Source organism: Stenotrophomonas sp. LMG 10879, assembly GCF_002750935.1.
In the GTDB taxonomy this organism is placed as follows: Bacteria; Pseudomonadota; Gammaproteobacteria; order Xanthomonadales; family Xanthomonadaceae; genus Stenotrophomonas; species Stenotrophomonas lactitubi_B.
In genome coordinates this window covers 455,213-472,937 of the sequence record NZ_PEJT01000002.1, presented here as the reverse complement: position 1 = coordinate 472,937, position 17,725 = coordinate 455,213, and the positions used below count along the sequence as shown (strand labels likewise).

The following is a 17,725-nucleotide window of genomic DNA, read 5'->3' as shown; positions in this document are numbered from 1 at the left end:
CCCACTGCGCCGGCATCGCCAATCTGAAAGTAGGTGGTGGCCTCACGCCCGGACATGCCGTCCCGGCTCATCTTCTCCAGAACAGCCAGCTTGAACGCGAGGTCATAGGACCGGGTCTGGCGGTGAAGCCCGCGCCAACCGTGCAGCCGATACGTAGCCACCCAGCGTCTGACCGTGGAGAACTCCAAACCGTGGTGTCGGGCGATGGCTTTGACCGACGTGGAGGTCTTGCAGGCCTCTTTGGCGACCTGCAGTTTGAATCGAGCTTCGTACCTGTTCATGTATCCCTCGGGGTTGGATCTGGCGTCCAACTCCCGGGGGTCACTTCACCGTGGGGGCTTGGCCGCGGCATCCATGCCGCGGACACCCCGCAATCCGGCACCGCCCCACCTTCGACAGTTTGCCGGTGACGGTTGGCACATCCACGACATGCGTGGATGAATCTCTTTCAGATATCGAAATCAATCTGGGGTCAGATCCGTTTTCCTACGGAAAACGGATCTGACCCCAAGAGCCATTCCAACAGATCGCGGAGATCTGTCGAGGGCGGGGTGGGTCCGGTTGCGGGGGCGTAAGCGCCATGGATGGCGCGACCGAGCTTACAGGGACGTACTTGCAGCGTCCCCCGCGACCGGACCCACCCCGCCATCCCACCGATAGCCCGCTGTTGCTGTTGCTCCGGCTGTTGCTCTGGCTGTTGCTCTGGCTGTTGCGCCGGCTGTTGCTTCGGCGGGTGCAGGGCGCAGCCCTGCCGAACTCCCCTTTACCTGGCCTGCTCGCAGAACTTCTGCCGGTACTCCAGTGCCTTCGGCATCAACGCCTGCAGGTTCTGGATACGGGTGCCCGGATTGGGGTGGGTCGAAGCGAATTCCGGCGGCGACTGGCCACCGCCGGCCTGGCCCATCCGCTGCCACAGCGGCACCGCCTCGCGCGGGTCGAAACACGCCGCCGCCGCCAGCATCAGTCCTACTTCATCAGCCTGCGTCTCATGGCTGCGCGCATACGGCAACAGATAGCCGTAGCCCATCGCCGACATCATCATCTGTTGCTGCTGCGCATCCATGCCACTGGCGGCGCCGGCCACCTGGCCGATCTGGGTCAGCTTCTGCTGGGCCATGCGCTGTGCACCGTGCCGCAGCAACGCATGGGCGATTTCATGGCCCATCACCACCGCCATCGCATCGCGGGTGCGAGCAACCGGAATCAGCCCCGTGTACACGGCCATCTTGCCGCCGGGCAGGCAGAACGCATTGGCCTGTTCGGACGGAATCACATTCACTTCCCACTCGAAGTCGCGCGCGAAGTGTGCCGGTTGCAGCCCGTGCTCCTGCGCCAGCGCGGTTTCGACCACATCCACCTTGGCGATCAGTCGCTCGGCAATCGCCCGGACGTCGCGCGAGACCGGTTCGTTCGGGCCCAGCGGGCGCTCCTGCGACAGGATCTGCTGGTAGGCCTGCAGGCCCAGTGCCTTCTCCTGGCTGGCATCCAGGCTGCTGTCGATCAGCACCTTCTCGCCGGTATAGGGGTCGACCGCACGGTTGGAGAACCAGTAGAACGCTGCATAGCCGGCGGCCAGTAGCAGCACCCACCAGCGGATGTTGCCGAACAGACCACGCCGCTGCTGCGGCGAGCGGGAAAAAGGATCGTTGCGCATCGGCAGGTCTTCCGGCTGACCCCGCCGGTCGGCGGGTACGGCGCAATCTTAGTGCGACGCTGCCTGCGGCGGGTGAAGCCGACGCCGATGCGAGCGCGTCCGTCAGATCCCGCGGACCAGGCGGAAGCCGATGCGCGCGTTGGTGGTATCCGAATCCTGCGACTGCCGCCAGGCCGCCCGGGTCTGCTCCGGGGCATTGGCCCAGTTGCCACCCCGGATCACCCGTGAACGGCAGCCCGGGTTGAACCAGGCCACACCATCGGCCGGCGCGCGCCGATAGCTGGCATGCCAACAGTCGGCCACCCACTCGCTCAGGTTGCCGCCCATGTCATGCAGCCCGAAGCCATTTGCCTGGAAACTGGCCACGGGTGCCGGCCCCCACCAACCATCGCCGTAGCCGACAAAGGCGTTGTGCCAATGCCTGCCGGAGGGTGAAGCGTCCTTGCTGCCGGTGTAATTGCCACTGCCTTCCGGCGGCAGCCCGGCATCGCCCCACGGGTAGCGGCCACTGCTGCCGGCACGCATCGCGTACTCGAACTCGGCCTCGCTGGGCAGGCGGTAGCTGCGGCCGGTCTGCTCGGACAGCCAGGTCGCGTAGTTCTCCGCATCACGCACGCTGACGTGCATCACCGGCGAATTGCCCAGTGCGCGCCCACCGTCATAGTCGGACCGCCAGTCCACGCCGCTGCGGCGGATGAAATTGCCGCTGCGCTCGTCATAGACCACCGAATGTCCACGCCGGGTCGCACGTGGACGGGTATTGGTCGCCTTCACATAGCGCTCGAAATCACCCACGGTGATCTCGGTGATCGCCATCGCGAATCCGCGCTCGAAGCGCACATAGTGCGATGGCCGCTCCGCATCGGTCGCGCCCGGCTCGGTATCACTGGCGCCCATCTGGAATCCGCCGTGTGGCACCACGATCATCTGCGGTCCACGGCCGCCATCACGCAGCGCGTCGCTGAACACCTGCCCCGGCCGGAAGCTGCCGTAATGGGTGGCCAGTTCGATGCGCTCGCGCAGCTGCGCCACCACTGCATCGCCCGGCAAGGCAATGCGCAGCGCTTCGGCCAGCTTCTCGCGCGCAGGCTTCAGTCCCTGCGGAATGGTCAGATCATGCAGGCCGCCATCGCGCAGCTGGACCAGCGCCGCGGCACGGATCTGCTCGATGCGCTCGAACGCATCGGCGATGGTCGGTGACGAGTCACGCACCTTGCTGGCTTCTGCCAACCACGCGCCGGCGCTGGCGAAATCGCGGATGCGCGCGGCATCCTCGGCCCGCCGGATCAGCCCGCTTTCCGCAGCGGCCAGACCCTGCCGCGCACGGCGGTTTTTCGGGTCCAGCGCCAGTGCCTCGCGGAAATTGCCGATGGCGCCGTCGCCCGCCTCACCGATCCGGTCGGCACGCAGATCGTCCTCGCCCGCGCGGTTGTAGGCGACCACACGCTGCGCCGTCTCCACCCGGCCCTGCAGCGCGCGCACCTTCTCATCCTTCGGCGCCAGGGTCAGCAGCACCAGCGCCTGGCGCCCGGCTTCAGCCAGTGCCTCACGCTGCTGCAAGGGCCGCTGCAGCAACGCATCGGCCTGCTGCAGCAACTTCTGTTTCGCGCGTTGCAACCCCTGCCGCGCCTGCCGATCATCGGGCTCCTCTTCCTGCACCGCCAGCCACAGCGGCACCGCCGCATCGCCATCTTCGTACAGGTGCCCCTGCGCGAACGCCTGTTCGGCGGCCCGGCGCAGCTGCGCCAGCGTACGTCCCTGGCGATCGACCCGCGGCGGCGTCCACTGCTGGATATCCTCGGCCGCATCGTCACCGGCAATGGTCACCGTGCCCTGCCCGCTACCAGGCGCCGGACCGGCCTCTGCTGCGGGATCGGCCGGCTGGCCTGCGGTGCCACCGGCGTTCGGCGCAGGGGACGGCGGCGTGCAACCGGCCAGGCCCACGGCCAAGGCGGTAAACAGCGCGGGCGACAGCAGAAAACGCAAGCAGGGCCTCCTTCGGCACGGATGCGGACCGACGTTAGGCTATTCTCACCTGCCTGAGCAAACACGAGTAGTAGGCCCCGACCTGTGGCAACCTGGATCACCACCCCCGCCGAGCTGGACACATACCGCCAGCAGCGGCCGACCCGCATCGGCCTGGATACCGAATTCATCCGTGAACGCACCTTCTGGCCGCAGCTGGCGCTGGTGCAGATGGCCGTCGGCGAGGACATCCTGCTGATCGACCCGTTGATTCCCGGCATGCCCGAGGCGTTGGCACCGTGGCTGGCCGATGAATCCATCACCAAGGTGATGCACAGCGCCAGCGAAGACCTGGTGGCGTTCAAGTGGACCTGCGGCGTGCTGCCGCGCCCGTTGTTCGACACCCAGATCGGCGCCGCCCTGGCCGGTATCGGTGCTGGCATGGGCTACCAGAAGCTGGTGCAGGAGATCACCGGGGTGGCACTGGAAAAGGGCGAAACCCGCTCGGACTGGATGCGCAGGCCGCTGTCGGAGTCACAGCTGAAGTACGCCGCCGATGACGTCGAGCATCTGTTCGCGATGCATGATGCGATTTCCGCCAAGCTGGAATCGCTGGGGCGCCAGCAGTGGCTGCACGACGACGGCGAGCGCCTGCTGGCCAGCGTCGCCAATGACGAGGACCGCTGGCCCCACCTGGGCATGCGCTCGGCGCAGTTCCTGGACGCGCCCGCGCAGCGCCGCCTGCTGCGCCTGCTGCGCTGGCGCGACGTGCAGGCGCGCGCCAGCGACCGTCCGCGCAGCTGGATCCTGGACAACGAGCTGGCCGCAACCTTGGCACGCACCCCACCTGCCGATGCCGCCGCATTGAGCAAGCTGTTCGAACAGTTCCCGAAGGCGCCGCGCAAGCTTGCTGCTGCCGTGTGGCAGGCGCTGGATACGCCGTTGGCCGACGAAGCCGATGCACCCTTGGCGGTGCAGGCCAGCGATGCCAGCAAGCAGTTGCTGAAGAAGCTGCAGGATGCCGTAGCCGAACGCAGCCGCGAGCTCGGCCTGGCCGACGGCGTACTGGCCTCGCGCAAGCATCTGGAAAGCTATCTGGAGCATCGGCAGTGGCCTGCCGCATTGGCCGGTTGGCGCCAGCAGGAGCTGGAGCCGGTGCTGGCATCGCTGTTGCCCGCCGCCTGAGCCTCCTGCCGTCGTCGCGCGCGCAACGCGACGACGGTACACCCGGGCATGGCCATGAGATCGCGCAGGCGCGTGCCTGCAGCGCGTGACACGTCGCGCTGCCGCCCCGCGAAATCCACCCGGCGCTGATTGCTCCCTCGGGCGTGCCCGGCCGCGATCCTGTACGTAAGCCAACGCCATCACAGCGCGCCGTTTACCTACATGACTGCAGACACATCCGCCTGCCTCATCGGCATGCAAGAGTGAATCGCACGCCACCTGGTACGCCTGTTCAAGGCACCGGCGGGCGACGCACCCCGCAGGGCCGATGCCGTCGGCGCAGGCCCTGCCCACGCTGCTGCGCAAAGGACTCCCATGCACACGATCATCTCCGAACGGACCGCAGCTTCCCCGTCCCGTCGCATGCGCCACCTGCGCCGCTGGCTGGGCGTTTCACTCCTGTGCGTCGCTGCCAGTGCAAGCGCCGCCGATGACCTGCAGGCACGCATTGCACAGGCCTTGCAGGGCACGGCGACGCCGGCCATGGGCGTGCTGGTGATTCGCGACGGAAAAATCGCCGAACAGGCCGTCAGCGGCGTACGCCGCAATGATGAAAAGGTGGCCGCCAGCACCGGTGATGCCTGGATGATCGGCTCGACCGGTAAACCGATCACCGTGGCGATGATCGCGCGCCTGGTCGAACAGGGTGTGCTGAAGTGGGATGCGCCGCTGTCGACGATGCTGCCCGACCTGGCCGCACAGATGCAGCCGGCCTACCGCAACGTCACGCTGGTGCAGCTGCTGTCACACCGCGCCGGCCTGCCGGAGAACCTCACCGATGGCGCCGCACTGGATGCGTTCTTCACCGACACGCGTGCCCTGCCCATACAGCGCGAGGCCTACATCAAGGCTGCGCTGGCCGAGGCGCCGGTCCACCCGCCGGGAACGGAATTCGCTTACAGCAACAGCGGCTTCCTGATCGCGGCAGTGATCGCCGAACGCGCCACCGGCAAGGACGTGGAGACGCTGATCCAACGCGAGGTATTCCAGCCACTGAAGATGACCGGTGCCGGCTTCGGGCCGACCACTGCCGGGCAGCCGTTGGGCCACCGCGGCGGCAAGACCGTCACCGGCGCGCCGCAGAAGGCCGATGATGGCGTACCGCCGATCTACACCGCTGCCGGCAACCTGCACATGCGCCTGCAGGACCTGGCACTGTTCGCCATCGACCAGCTCGCCGGCAGCCACGGCAAGGGCACGCTGTTGACGCCGGCATCCTATACGCTGATGCAGAGCGCGCAACCGGGCAGCCCCTCGGGCCTGGACTGGGGCGTGCAGCCCTCGATCGCCGGCCGCCAGGGCCCGGTGCTGGTGCACGGTGGCTCCGATGGCAACTGGCTGGCGTGGGTGGTGCTGTTCCCCGCACAGAACAGTGGCGTGATCGCCATTGCCAACGCCGCCGAAGACATGGGAGCCGACACGGCCACCATGGGCGTGCTCGGCGGCCTGTTTGCCGAACTGTCGCCTTCTGCCGCGCCCGCCGCGAAGTGACATCGGCCGACGCCCTGCCGTTGCAGGGCGTCGGCCTGCCGCGCCATCGCAAGCGATAACGGGCCTGTACCGGATTGCCTAGAATGCGCGTCCGATCATCTGCAAGGACGCTGTTCCCCATGCCGCATTCCCCCCACGACGCGATGGCCTTGCGCCGCGAAGCACGCGACGCACTGCAGCAGGAGCGTTTCGACGATGTCGACCGGCTGCTCGGAGCGGTGGAGCAACAGTGGCTCGATGGTGACACCCCGCGCTTTGGATATGGCTGGCTGCTCGCCACCCTGCTTGACCCTTCGCAGGACCTGCCTGCCCGCCTTGGTCGGGCACGGCAATGGTGTGCACGACAGCCGCACAGCCCGCATGCGTGGGCCGTACTGGGCACGCTGTGGGACCGCGTTGCCGGCCGCATCCGTTCCACCGACACCGTCGACAAGATCCACCAGGCGCAATGGGACGGCGCTGCCCTGGCGCGCGACCACGCTCTGGCTGCGTGGCTGCACACGATCGCGCGGCATCCACGCCCCGCCTTCGTACTGGGGCGGATGCTGCGGATGGCCTGCTATCTGGGCGAGCCGCGCTGGTTGCAGCAGCTGCAGCGTGGCGGTCGCGCCGATCTGTACACCGCGCAGCAGCACCAGGATCCGCAGGCATTCGCCGCCGCGGTCGCATTGCTTGCGCCCTACGGTGCCCCCTTGCATGAACTGCCTGCGCTGCCGCCTGTGCTGGCGCAACGCAGCGAAGAAGCGTTCGAGTACGTCGCCGACTACTGGCTGCAGCTGGCGTTGTCGTTCCGTGCCGACGATGTCGACGTGCTCGAGACCTACCTGTATTACCTGTACCCGCGCTGGGGCGGCAGCCACGCCTTGATGCAGCACTTCATCGATGGCCCCGAGGCGTCGCGGTTGATGCTTCCGCAGCGCAATCGACTGCGCGTGGTCAAGGAGCGCGACTGGCTGTGGTTCACCCCGGATGCCGACGATGCCGAGGCCATCGCCGAACACGACCACGCCTACCGCGCGCTGCTCGACCTGCACCTGGACGCGTCTACCCGGGCACAGGTGCTGTGCTGGTGGGCGACCATGGACTACCACCTCGGCCGCGACGAACCGCAGGACAACGAGGTGAACTGGGACCCGGTGCGGATGACGCACGCCCATGAGTGCCTGGCAGAAGCCTTCGCACTGGATCCGGGCTGTGTGGTTGATGAGGGCCTGAACGCACTGGAAGCCTGTGCGCTGTTTGCACGCATCGACGGCGCCGATACCCTGTTCACGCAGGTTCTGGCCAGTGTCGAGGACTGGACCGACAGCGCGCATGCGCTTGCATGGCTGGCGGCCGGTCGCCAATCCGGACTGTTCGGTTTCAGCGCAGACAACGTCCTCGCCGCACAGCACCTGCGGGGAGCGTTGGCGATGGCCGATGAAGAAGACGTGGAACTGTCTACCGTGGCGGCCAATCTGCTCTGCTCGGTTTCCGCGCCGGCCGGCCTGCAGATGCTGCTGCAGCTGGCGCATGCCGGGGACCCGCGATCGATGGCATCGCTGGTGGATCTGTACCGCGGGCGTGTGGCCGGCAAGGACTTCCCCGCCTACACCGACCCCGAGCAGGAAGCGCTGTGGACCGAACGCGCGATTGCCGCCGGCGACCTGGTCGTCATCTACAACCGCGCCTGGCAACTCGGCGAGCGCTTCAGAGAGACCCCTGATCCGGCACTGCAGCAGCAGTCGCGTGTGTTGTATCGGCGCTGCGTGGACGAGGCTGCACCGCATGACCGGGTGTGGCGCCCGGCACACAAGAACCTTGCGGTGCTGCTGTACCAGGGCGAGGACGACACCGACAAACGCGAAGCCGTATTCGACCTGCTGGGGCCACTGTGGTGGCGTGGCGACAGCGCGACCCAGGCGTGGGCGGCCGGTTTCCTGGCCGATGTGTTCCACTTCGGCAACGGTGTGCCTGCCAATGCCTTCCTGGCCAAGATCTGGCTTGAGCGTGCCGCCGAGGCCGAGCCCGACAACGCGGAGGTGCTGCGCATGCGCCCGCTGATCGATGGGCAGGGCAAGTTGTTTGGTGCCAGCCGTGCGGCGCGCCAGCAAACCCGCGACCGCGAGAAAGTGGACCTGCGCAGCTGGCAGCTGACCTTCGGCCTGGATGCGGTACCGGACCGGCACGACGTGCAGCCGGTCTGAACGGGCGGCAGCTCAACGACAGACGCCCTGCACAGGCAGGGCGTCTGGTGGGAAGTGCAGAGGTGTCGGTGCCGCGTGCGACACCGACCGATGCCGCTTACCAGTTCATGTTCAGCGACACACCCACGGTACGCGGCTCGTTGTAGACCGCTGCCATGTAGTTTTCGATCACGCCCTTGAGGTTCTTCTCGTTGGTGATGTTGCGCGCGAACAGCGCCACTTCGTAGGCACCGTAGTTGCCCGAGTAGCCGATCTTCAGGCCGCCTTCGAAGTCACCCTTGGAGTTGAACTCCTGGCTGTCGTACAGCACGAAGCTGGTGTAGCCCTGCTTGTTCCAGTCGGTGGACACGAACATCGTGCCTGCATCGCTGACCGGGAAGTCGTAACGCGCGGCGAGGTTGATGTTGTACTTCGGCGCGTTCGGCAGCGGATTGCCATCGATCTGGGCGAAGGTGTTGGCACCGACCTTGATGGTCGGGTCATCGACAGTGCACACCACCTTGCCGTTCAGGGCGCAGACCTGCGCATACACGCGCTTGTCCTTGATCTCGCTGTGCAGCAGGCTCAGGCCGGCACTCAGGGTCAGGTTCGGGATCGGGCGCAGTTCCATGTCCGCTTCGAAGCCGTAGGCCTTGGCCTTGTCGGCGTTGAACAGCACGCCGTTGCCGTCCGAATCGTTGCCGTTGAGCTGGATGTCGTTGACGGTGTAGGTGAACGCGGTGGCGTTCAGGCGCAGGCGGTTGTCCCACAGGCTGCTCTTCACGCCCGCTTCCCAGGACAGGATCGTCTCCGAATCAGCGGTGGTGAAGTCAGCATTGAACACCGCCGAACGGCCCTGGATGGTCGGGCCACGGAAGCCGCGCGCGACCTTCGCATAGACGCTCACGTCCGGGGTGATCTGATACATCGCGCTCAGATCCCAGCTCGGGGTGGTGTCGGTCATCTTGACGTCGGTGCGGCCCTTGTAGGTGACCAGGCCGGCGGCGGTATCAGCCGTCTTCAGCAGGCGGGTGTGCTTCTCATCGCGGGTCTGGCGCAGGCCGGCGGTGACGGTGAACTTGTCGGTGAAGGCGTAGCTGAGCTGGCCGAAACCGGCCCACGAGGTGTTCTTGTTGCGCAGGCGCACCCAGTTGTTCGGGTTGCGCGCCGCGCCCTTCAGGAACCAGGCGCGCTGGTAGAAGTCGGTGGTGTCGCTGCCGTTGAAGTAGAACGCGCCGGCCTGCCACTGCAGGGCGCTGTCATCGTGGCTGGCCAGGCGGAATTCCTGGGTCCACTGGTCCAGGTCACGGATCTGGCCCATCGACTGGCCATAGCCGTTCGGCACGCCATTGACCGGGAAGTTGACCGCGGCGCCGCCGTCGGTATCACCGCGGCTGTAACCGGAGGTGGTCTCGTACGCGGTGATCGAGGTGAAGTCGATCGCGCCGAAGTCATAACGCGCCTTCACCGAGCCGCCGTAGGTCTTGTACGCCTGCGGATTGTTGTCGGCCTCGTCGTAGGCGACCTGGTCACGCGGCACGTCGGTCTTGTTCGAGCCCTTGGTCAGCGCGTTGCGCAGGAACAGGGTCGAGGTGCCTTCGTAGTCGCGGGCGTGGGCCGAGGCGAGGATCGAGAACTGGTCGCTCGGGGTCAGCAGCAGCTGCGCGCGCACGTTGCGGTCGTCGAAGCCGCCCATGGCGTTCTTCTTCGGGCTGACCGTGCCGTCGGCGCTGGGGCCGGTGTAGGTGTTGTCGACGTAGTCGTCGCGGTGCTGGTACAGGGCCGACACACGGAACGAAGCGATGTCGTTGATCGGGCCGCCGAAGCCACCGTCGATCGACACGCTGTTGTAGGAGGCATAGCTGGCGCTGACGCGGCCGCTGTAGTCCTGGGTCGGCTTGAGGGTGTCGAACTTGACGATGCCGGCAGTGGTATTGCGGCCGAACAGCGAGCCCTGCGGACCGCGCAGCACTTCCACCTGGTCGACGTCATAGACCGGGTTGGACTTCAGCACCACGTGCTCCAGCACCACGTCGTCCTGGATGATCGACACCGGCTGCGAGGCACCCAGGTAGAAATCGATGTTGCCCAGGCCGCGGATGTAGAAGCGCGGGAAGATGCGGCCGGTGGTGGTTTCCGCATACAGGCTCGGCACGCGGCCGGACAGCGCCAGCAGGGTGTCGTCGCCGCCGGCGGTGAAGTCGCGCATGCGCTCGCCCTGCACCACGCCGACCGACACCGGCACTTCCTGCAGGTTCTGCTCGCGGTGCTCGGCGGTCACGGTGATGGTGTCCAGCCCGGTCGGGGTCGGCGCGCTGTCCTGCGCGGCAGCACCGAAGCTGGCAGCCAGCGCCAGCCCTGCACAGGCCAGGGCCAGCGGATGGCGACGGAAGGAAACGAGGGAGGACGACATGCCCGACGAACGGCGGGAATCGGAATGGGAAGGCATCGAAAGCTCTGAGGAGGCGTCCGTGCGGCCTGCGCTGACCGGGCGGCAAATAGGAGGAAAACTGCGCAAGCGGCCATTATCCTCCAAATTGTTACAATTTCGTTGCGCGGCACCCGAACCCGGTGAAACAAGCGGTTTCGGCACAGTCAGCCAGCACCGCCTGGGGTCAGATCGGTTTCCCAAGGGGAAGCGGATCTGACCCCGGATCTCACGGCAACGGCGCCAGCGCAACCTCGACCATCGCCAGCAGGCGTTCGCGGCTGACGCCGTCACGCGCCTGCACCGAGATGCCATGCAGCACCGTGGCGAAATGATCGCCCAGGGCCTGCACGGACAGATCGGCCGCCAGCTCGCCGGCTGCCTGCGCCTGCTGCAGCCGCGCGATGATCGCCGCCGTGCGCTGGCGACGATGGCTGGCCAGCCAGTCACGTACGCCCTCGCCCTCCGGTGACACGCTGCTGGCCGAGGACACCACCAGGCAGCCATGCGGACGACCACGACGGGTATAGGTCAGCACGGCATCACGCAGCATGCTGCCGATAGCATCGCGCAGTGACGCCTGTTCCAGCGCGCGCGGCGCGAAGCCGCCCTCGCCTTCTTCGTACAGCGCCACCGCTTCGCGGAACAGCTGCTCCTTGCTGCCGAACGCGGCGTAGATGCGCGCCGAGGCAATGCCAAGCGCTTCGACCAGGGCCGACATCGAGGTGCCCTCATAGCCGTGCTGCCAGAACAGCAGCATCGCCTTGCGCAATGCCTGGTCCCTGTCGAATTCGCGCGGTCGCCCTGCCATCTGCCTGCCTGCCGTTCTGAGGCGCGCAGTGTAACGCGGGTGTTGACCATCCCGATGCACGCGCCTATTCTTTGTCGACCGACAAACAATTGGAGCAACACATGCAAACCCTCAAAGGCCCCAGCCTGCATCTGGCGCAGTTCGCTGGAGACCAGGCGCCGTTCGACAGCCTGTCCGGCATCGCCGCCTGGGCGGCCGGCCACGGCTTCAAGGCCCTGCAGATTCCGGCCTGGGACGCACGCCTGTTCGACCTGGCCACCGCTGCCGACAGCCAGGACTACTGCGACGACATCCGCGGCACCCTGGCCGAGCATGGCCTGCAGGTCAGCGAGCTGACCACCCACATCCTGGGCCAGCTGGTCGCCGTGCATCCGGCCTACGATGAGCTGTGCGATGGCTTCGCGCCGGAAGCACTGCGCGGCAACCCGAAGGCACGCAGTGAATGGGCGCAGCAGCAGCTGCACCTGGCCGCCCGCGCCTCGCGCCGGCTCGGCCTGCAGGACATGGGCACCTTCTCCGGCTCGTTCGCCTGGCCCTACCTGTTCCCGTTCCCGCAGCGTCCGCCGGGCCTGATCGATGCCGCATTCGATGAGCTGGCGCGCCGCTGGCGGCCGATCCTCGATACCTGCGAGGACAACGGCATCAACCTCTGCTACGAAATCCATCCCAGCGAAGACCTGCACGACGGCACCAGCTTCGAACGCTTCTTCGAGCGCGTGGGCCAGCACGAGCGCTGCCGCATCCTGTTCGATCCCAGCCACTTCGTGCTGCAGCAGCTGGATTACCTGCAGTTCCTGGACATCTACCATCCGCTGGTCCGCATGTTCCATGTCAAGGACGCGGAGTTCCGCCCCAATGGCCGCCAAGGCATCTACGGTGGCTATGCCGACTGGACCGAACGCGCGGGCCGCTTCCGCTCGCTGGGCGATGGCCAGGTCGATTTCAAGTCGATCTTCTCCAAGCTGGCGCAGTACGACTACGCCGGCTGGGCAACGCTGGAATGGGAGTGCTGCCTGAAGGACCAGGAAGCCGGTGCGCGCGAAGGTGCCGCCTTCATCCGCGACCACATCATCCCGGTCACCGACAAGATCTTCGACGACTTCGCCGGCGCGCCGATCAGCAGCGCCCAGATGCAGCACATGCTCGGCATCGCCTGAGCCCCCACAGGAACATTCCCATGACGAACTCCCCCACCGCTGGTACCCCCGGCGACGATACCCTGCGCCACCACTACCTGCGCATCGACGGCCAGCGCGTGCATTGCGTCTCCGCCGGCAGCGGCCGACCGGTGCTGTTGATCCCGGGCTGGCCGCAGACCTGGTACGCCTGGCGCCACGTGCTGCACGCACTGGCCGAGGCCGGTTTCGAAGCGATCGCGGTCGACCCGCCCGGCATCGGCGAATCCGATCGTCCCGCACACGGTTACGACACCGGCAGTGCCGCCGCGGTACTGCATCAGACCATGCAGGCCCTCGGCCACGAGCGCTACCAGGTGGTCGGCCATGACATCGGCATGTGGATCGCCTATGCACTGGCCAGCGACCAGCCGCAGGCGGTACAGCGCCTGGCCGTGACCGAAGCGGTGATTCCCGGGTTGGCGCCTGAGCCGGGCATCTTCGCCGCGCCGGCCGACAACATCTTCCTGTGGCACTTCATGTTCAACCAGGTGGCCGATCTGCCCGAAGCACTCATCAGCGGTCGCGAACGCGCCTACCTGGACTTCATGTTCGACCGCTGGTCGTACCGGCGCGATGCGGTGGCCAGCGAAACCTATATCGCTGCCTACAGCCGGCCCGGCGCGTTGCGTGCAGGGTTTGCCTGGTACCGCGCGATTCCGGAAACCATCCGCCAGAACCAGGTCCGCGCACAACGCCGGTTGACGATGCCGGTGCTGGCCATCGGCGCCGAACACGCCACCGGCAACGCCCCGATGCTGACCCTGCAGCCGCACGCCGATGATCTGCGCGGCAGCGTCGTGCCGGGCTGCGGCCACTTCATCATGGAAGAAGCACCGCACGCCTTCCTCGCCCAGCTGCTGCCCTTCCTGCAGGAGGCTGACCATGCCGCTTGAACCTGCGTTGCAGGCGTTCGTCGATGCGGTGGCGGCGCAACCGCTGCCGGACGATCTGCTGGAACTGCGCGCACTGAGCGAGCAAGCGCTGCCCACGCTGCAGGGTGCCACCGAGGCGGTATCGCATGTCGTGGAGCACGTCATCAGCGCGCGCGACGGCCATGCGCTGGTCGTGCGCCTGTACACGCCCGCGGCCATCAGCACGGACCCGCGCCCTGCCCTGTTGTTCGCCCACGGTGGTGGCTGGTTCCAGTGCTCGCTGGCGGTCTATGACGGCCCCTGCCGGGCCCTGGCCAATGCCAGCGGCCATGTCATCGCTGCCGTCGGTTATCGACTGGCGCCGGAGCATCCGTTCCCGACGCCGCTGCACGACGTCGCCGATGCCTGGCTGTGGCTGCAGGCCAATGCCGCAGACCTGGGTCTTGATCCAGCGCGCCTGCTCATCGGTGGTGACAGCGCGGGTGGCAATCTCGCCGCCGCGTGCTGCCTGTTGCTGCGCGATCAGGGACTGCCGCTGCCATCGCATCAACTGCTGCTGTACCCGGCACTGGACGCCACCATGTCCAGCAGCAGCTACCGCGAGTTCGCCGAGGGCTACTACCTCAGCGCCGAACTGATGCAGCGCTGTTGGCAGGCCTATCTGGGCGACGGTGACCGCCGGCAGTCGCTGGCTTCGCCCCTGCACGCCCGCGATCTGCGCGGGCTGCCGGCGGCCACGGTACTGAGCTGTGAGTTCGACCCGCTGCGCGACGAAGCTGAACAGTACGCCGCGCAGCTGCGGGAGGCGGGCGTGGACTGCACGCTGGAGCGCCTGCCGGGAATGATCCACGCCTGCATCCACCTGCATGGCGTGTCGGCTGCGACCGACATCGCGATCCAGCGCGCGGCGGCCCTGCTGCCCTGAGCCAGGCCTGCAGCGGCGCAGATCACCTGCGCCGCTGTGTTCGGCCTGCCCCTTTGCAGCCGGCACCGGCCAGCGCTATGCTAGGGACGTCACGTGGCGCCAGCTCCGCTGCCCACGGGATGCAACACCCCCCATGGGGCCATAGCTCAGCTGGGAGAGCGCGTCGTTCGCAATGACGAGGTCAGGAGTTCGATCCTCCTTGGCTCCACCATATGAAAAACAGAAAGCCCCGGCACTGCCGGGGCTTTCTGTTTTGGCGAACCGCTCAGGCCGGGTCCTGCCCGCCGTCCTTGCGCACCGGTGCACGCGAATGCGCGTCACGTACCTTCTGGTCCTGCTGGCCAGGGCGCTGCTTGGCCACTTCATCCTGCTGCCGGTCCTGGCGACTTTCCTGCACGCCTTCGTGGGCGTTCGAGGTCTTCTTGTCGTGTTCGGTCATGAATCGCTCCCACAACGCCGGCAACAGGCCGGCGTGACGCCGACAACGCTAGCCGCGCCTGCGTGATGCGGTGGTCGGCTGCCTGCGAACAGCGCGTGCAGCCTTCGCACCGATGCAGCGCCGACGGCTTCCTGTACGCGGCATGCGTCCAGATCCAGGTCCGCGAAGCAGTCGCTCAATCCAGCTTCACCACCAGCTTGCCGAAGTTGCGCCCCTGCAGCAGGCCAAAAAAGGCTTCCGGTGCATTCTCAAGCCCCTGCACGACGTCTTCGCGGTACTGGATACGCCCATCGCGCAGCCACTGCGGCATGTCACGCTCGAAATCCGGCCACAGATGCTTGAAGTCGTGGACGATGAAGCCACGTACGGTCAGCCGCTGGCGCAGGATCTGGCTGAACAGCGCGGGGAGCCGATCCGGCCCAGGCTGCGCGACGCCGCGGGCGTTGTAGGTGGCGATGGTGCCGCACACCGGAATACGCGCGAAATCATTGAGCAGCGGCAGCACGGCGTCGAGCACGTGCCCGCCCACGTTCTCGAAATACACGTCGATGCCATCCGGTACGGCAGCACGCAGCTGTCCGGCAAAATCGGATGCGCGATGGTCCAGCGCCACGTCCACACCCAGTGTTTCCAGGTACGCCCGCTTGGCCTCGCCACCGGCGATGGCGACCACGCGCGCGCCCTGCAGCTTGGCCAACTGCGCCACGGTGGCACCGACCGGTCCACTTGCAGCCGCCACCACCAGGGTCTCACCGGGTTGCAGCTTGCCGATTTCGATCAGGCTGGAGTACGCGGTGAACCCCGGCATGCCGTACACGCCCAATGCCGTACTCAGCGGCAGCCCGGCCGGATCCAGGCGCCGGCTGATCGCATCGCCTGCCACCACGGCATGGGTCTGCCAACCACCCGGGGCCAGCACCAGGTCGCCCACCGCCAGGCCAGGCGCCTGCGACTGCAGCACTTCGGCCACGGTCTGGCCCTCCATCACCGCATCCACTGCCACCGGCGGTGCGTACGACGGGCCATCATCCATGCGTCCGCGCATGTACGGATCCAGCGACAGGTAGCGGTTGCGCAACAGCACCTGGCCGGGGCCCAGCGCCGGAAGGGGCGCCTGTTCGAGGCGGAAATTGGCGGCGAGCGGCGCACCTTGCGGACGCGAGGCGAGCACGATGCGGGTGGTTGAATCGGACATGTCCAATGGCTCTGCTGCGGGCAGCGTCGGGGAGGGAACCGCGACAGTACGCCGTGCCCTGCCCTCGTGGGCGCCATGAAAACAGCGTTCCATCGGCGCCTTCCCCACGCCGGCGCTGTATCGCTTGCCCCGTCAGCTTTGGCGTCAGCGGCGGGCCGCTGTTTTCCGCGTCCAGCATTTCCGGCCAAGCTGGTCAACGCAGGATCAACCACTTGCACGGCCTTCCACCGGTCGCAGACACCAATGTGAAGGTTTTTTTCCAAAACGCTTGCCGAACCTGTCCTACGTCCGTAATATGCGCGTCCTCGGCAGCGACATCGCTGCAACGAAACAAGTGGCCGAGTAGCTCAGTTGGTAGAGCAGGGGATTGAAAATCCCCGTGTCGGCGGTTCGATTCCGTCCTCGGCCACCACTTTCGAAGACCTGCAGAAATGCAGGTCTTTTTTTTCTACATGGCCGAGTAGCTCAGTTGGTAGAGCAGGGGATTGAAAATCCCCGTGTCGGCGGTTCGATTCCGTCCTCGGCCACCATGTTCAAAGACCTGCAGAGATGCAGGTCTTTTTTTTGTCTGTGAGTTTCCGACCAAGCACCACGTGGATCGCGCCGCATCGATCCTGCGCGGATGCGGCACGTGGGTTGACGAAACATTCACACCTCCGCGTGCCGGGCAACCTACGCTCCAGAGTCCTGCCCGGAGCCGACCCATGCATCTGCGCCCTGCCCTGCTCGCCTGCCTGCTGCTTTTCGCCGCACCGGCACTCGCTGCCGAGCCCGTGCGCGCCGTCAGCGAACTTGACATCGATCGCTACGCCGGCCAGTGGCACGAGATCGCCCATCTGCCGGTGTCGTTCCAGAAGCAGTGCGTCGGCGAGATCACCGCCAACTACGGGCTGCGCCGCGATGGCCGCATCAGCGTCACCAATGCCTGCCGCAAGGCCGATGGCGAGCGGGTTGTCGCCGAAGGCGTGGCGCGGCCCGTTGCGGGACAGCCCGGCCAGCTGCAGGTGCGCTTCGTTCCCGACTGGCTGAGCTGGGTGCCGCTGGTCTGGGCCGACTACTGGGTGATCGCGCTGGACCCGGACTACCAGTGGGCGATGGTCGGTGAACCCGGCCACAAGTATCTGTGGATCCTCGCGCGCCTGCCGGAGATGGACCGCGCCCTGTTCGACCGGCTCAAGGCCAAGGCCGAAGCGATGGGCTACGACCTCGCACCGCTGCGCATGATGGCACCCCTGCGCGACACCCCGGCCGACTGAGGCGCCGCCCAACCGGGGCACGCTACGTCCGCAATCCGGCATCGCGCACGCCTCGCGTGCATCTTCACGCGCTACCCTCTGTGGCCGGTCGCCGCAGGCGCCCTTTCCACCATACGCCGTAG

14 protein-coding genes and 3 tRNA genes are annotated in these 17,725 nt (G+C 66.8%); 10 read left to right on the top strand and 7 right to left on the bottom strand.

Features of this window, described 5'->3' with window-relative positions:
* The 3 genes from CR919_RS04950 to CR919_RS04940 form a co-directional block, all read right to left on the bottom strand.
* Positions 1 to 281: helix-turn-helix domain-containing protein (locus tag CR919_RS04950; RefSeq protein WP_133119588.1), on the bottom strand; the 281-nt coding region annotated here is incomplete at its 3' end.
* A gap of 482 nt (positions 282 to 763) precedes the next feature.
* Positions 764 to 1,654: a M48 family metallopeptidase gene (locus CR919_RS04945; RefSeq protein WP_099819099.1), complete on the bottom strand. Its 891-nt coding sequence runs from the start codon at positions 1,652 to 1,654 to the stop codon at positions 764 to 766.
* Positions 1,655 to 1,756: 102 nt separating this feature from the next.
* On the bottom strand, positions 1,757 to 3,640 hold the full coding sequence (locus CR919_RS04940; protein ID WP_099819098.1) for an SUMF1/EgtB/PvdO family nonheme iron enzyme: 1,884 nt from the start codon (positions 3,638 to 3,640) through the stop codon (positions 1,757 to 1,759).
* Positions 3,641 to 3,724: 84 nt separating this feature from the next.
* Here CR919_RS04940 and rnd point away from each other — a divergent pair, with 84 nt between their 5' ends.
* From rnd to CR919_RS04925, 3 genes are all read left to right on the top strand, one after another.
* Positions 3,725 to 4,804, top strand: a complete 1,080-nt coding sequence (gene rnd, locus CR919_RS04935; protein ID WP_099819097.1) for a ribonuclease D — start codon at positions 3,725 to 3,727, stop codon at positions 4,802 to 4,804.
* Between the two features lie 402 nt (positions 4,805 to 5,206).
* Complete coding sequence (locus CR919_RS04930; protein WP_165787241.1) at positions 5,207 to 6,334, top strand: serine hydrolase domain-containing protein; 1,128 nt, start codon at positions 5,207 to 5,209, stop codon at positions 6,332 to 6,334.
* A gap of 119 nt (positions 6,335 to 6,453) precedes the next feature.
* Positions 6,454 to 8,520: a DUF4034 domain-containing protein gene (locus CR919_RS04925; protein WP_165787240.1), complete on the top strand. Its 2,067-nt coding sequence runs from the start codon at positions 6,454 to 6,456 to the stop codon at positions 8,518 to 8,520.
* Positions 8,521 to 8,617: 97 nt separating this feature from the next.
* Here the strand turns inward: CR919_RS04925 and CR919_RS04920 are convergent, their stop codons facing one another.
* A complete protein-coding gene (locus CR919_RS04920; protein ID WP_099819094.1) occupies positions 8,618 to 10,948 on the bottom strand; it encodes a TonB-dependent receptor in 2,331 nt (776 codons plus the stop codon).
* Positions 10,949 to 11,156: 208 nt separating this feature from the next.
* Complete coding sequence (locus CR919_RS04915; protein ID WP_099819093.1) at positions 11,157 to 11,738, bottom strand: TetR/AcrR family transcriptional regulator; 582 nt, start codon at positions 11,736 to 11,738, stop codon at positions 11,157 to 11,159.
* A gap of 101 nt (positions 11,739 to 11,839) precedes the next feature.
* Here CR919_RS04915 and CR919_RS04910 point away from each other — a divergent pair, with 101 nt between their 5' ends.
* The 4 genes from CR919_RS04910 (at position 11,840) to CR919_RS04895 (ending at position 14,924) form a co-directional block, all read left to right on the top strand.
* The gene (locus tag CR919_RS04910; protein ID WP_099819092.1) at positions 11,840 to 12,895 is read left to right on the top strand and encodes a sugar phosphate isomerase/epimerase family protein; all 1,056 of its coding nucleotides are present in this window, start codon (positions 11,840 to 11,842) and stop codon (positions 12,893 to 12,895) included.
* Between the two features lie 20 nt (positions 12,896 to 12,915).
* Positions 12,916 to 13,809, top strand: coding sequence for an alpha/beta hydrolase (locus tag CR919_RS04905; RefSeq protein WP_099819091.1), 894 nt, complete (start codon positions 12,916 to 12,918; stop codon positions 13,807 to 13,809).
* Positions 13,799 to 14,713: an alpha/beta hydrolase gene (locus CR919_RS04900; RefSeq protein ID WP_099819090.1), complete on the top strand. Its 915-nt coding sequence runs from the start codon at positions 13,799 to 13,801 to the stop codon at positions 14,711 to 14,713. The genes CR919_RS04905 and CR919_RS04900 overlap by 11 nt, the downstream gene beginning before the upstream one ends.
* A gap of 135 nt (positions 14,714 to 14,848) precedes the next feature.
* Positions 14,849 to 14,924: transfer RNA gene (locus CR919_RS04895), tRNA-Ala, on the top strand.
* A gap of 54 nt (positions 14,925 to 14,978) precedes the next feature.
* Here the strand turns inward: CR919_RS04895 and CR919_RS21170 are convergent.
* Both CR919_RS21170 and CR919_RS04890 read right to left on the bottom strand, forming a co-directional pair.
* Positions 14,979 to 15,152 (bottom strand): hypothetical protein, encoded by a 174-nt coding sequence (locus tag CR919_RS21170; protein ID WP_165787239.1) that lies wholly within the window; start codon positions 15,150 to 15,152, stop codon positions 14,979 to 14,981.
* 175 nt (positions 15,153 to 15,327) lie between these two features.
* Positions 15,328 to 16,347, bottom strand: coding sequence for an NADP-dependent oxidoreductase (locus CR919_RS04890; RefSeq protein ID WP_099819089.1), 1,020 nt, complete (start codon positions 16,345 to 16,347; stop codon positions 15,328 to 15,330).
* Between the two features lie 336 nt (positions 16,348 to 16,683).
* Between CR919_RS04890 and CR919_RS04885 the strand changes: the two genes are divergently transcribed.
* From CR919_RS04885 to CR919_RS04875, 3 genes are all read left to right on the top strand, one after another.
* Positions 16,684 to 16,759: transfer RNA gene (locus CR919_RS04885), tRNA-Phe, on the top strand.
* Positions 16,760 to 16,801: 42 nt separating this feature from the next.
* Positions 16,802 to 16,877: transfer RNA gene (locus tag CR919_RS04880), tRNA-Phe, on the top strand.
* 174 nt (positions 16,878 to 17,051) lie between these two features.
* Positions 17,052 to 17,603, top strand: coding sequence for a lipocalin family protein (locus CR919_RS04875; RefSeq protein ID WP_099819088.1), 552 nt, complete (start codon positions 17,052 to 17,054; stop codon positions 17,601 to 17,603).
* Positions 17,604 to 17,725 lie beyond the last annotated feature (122 nt).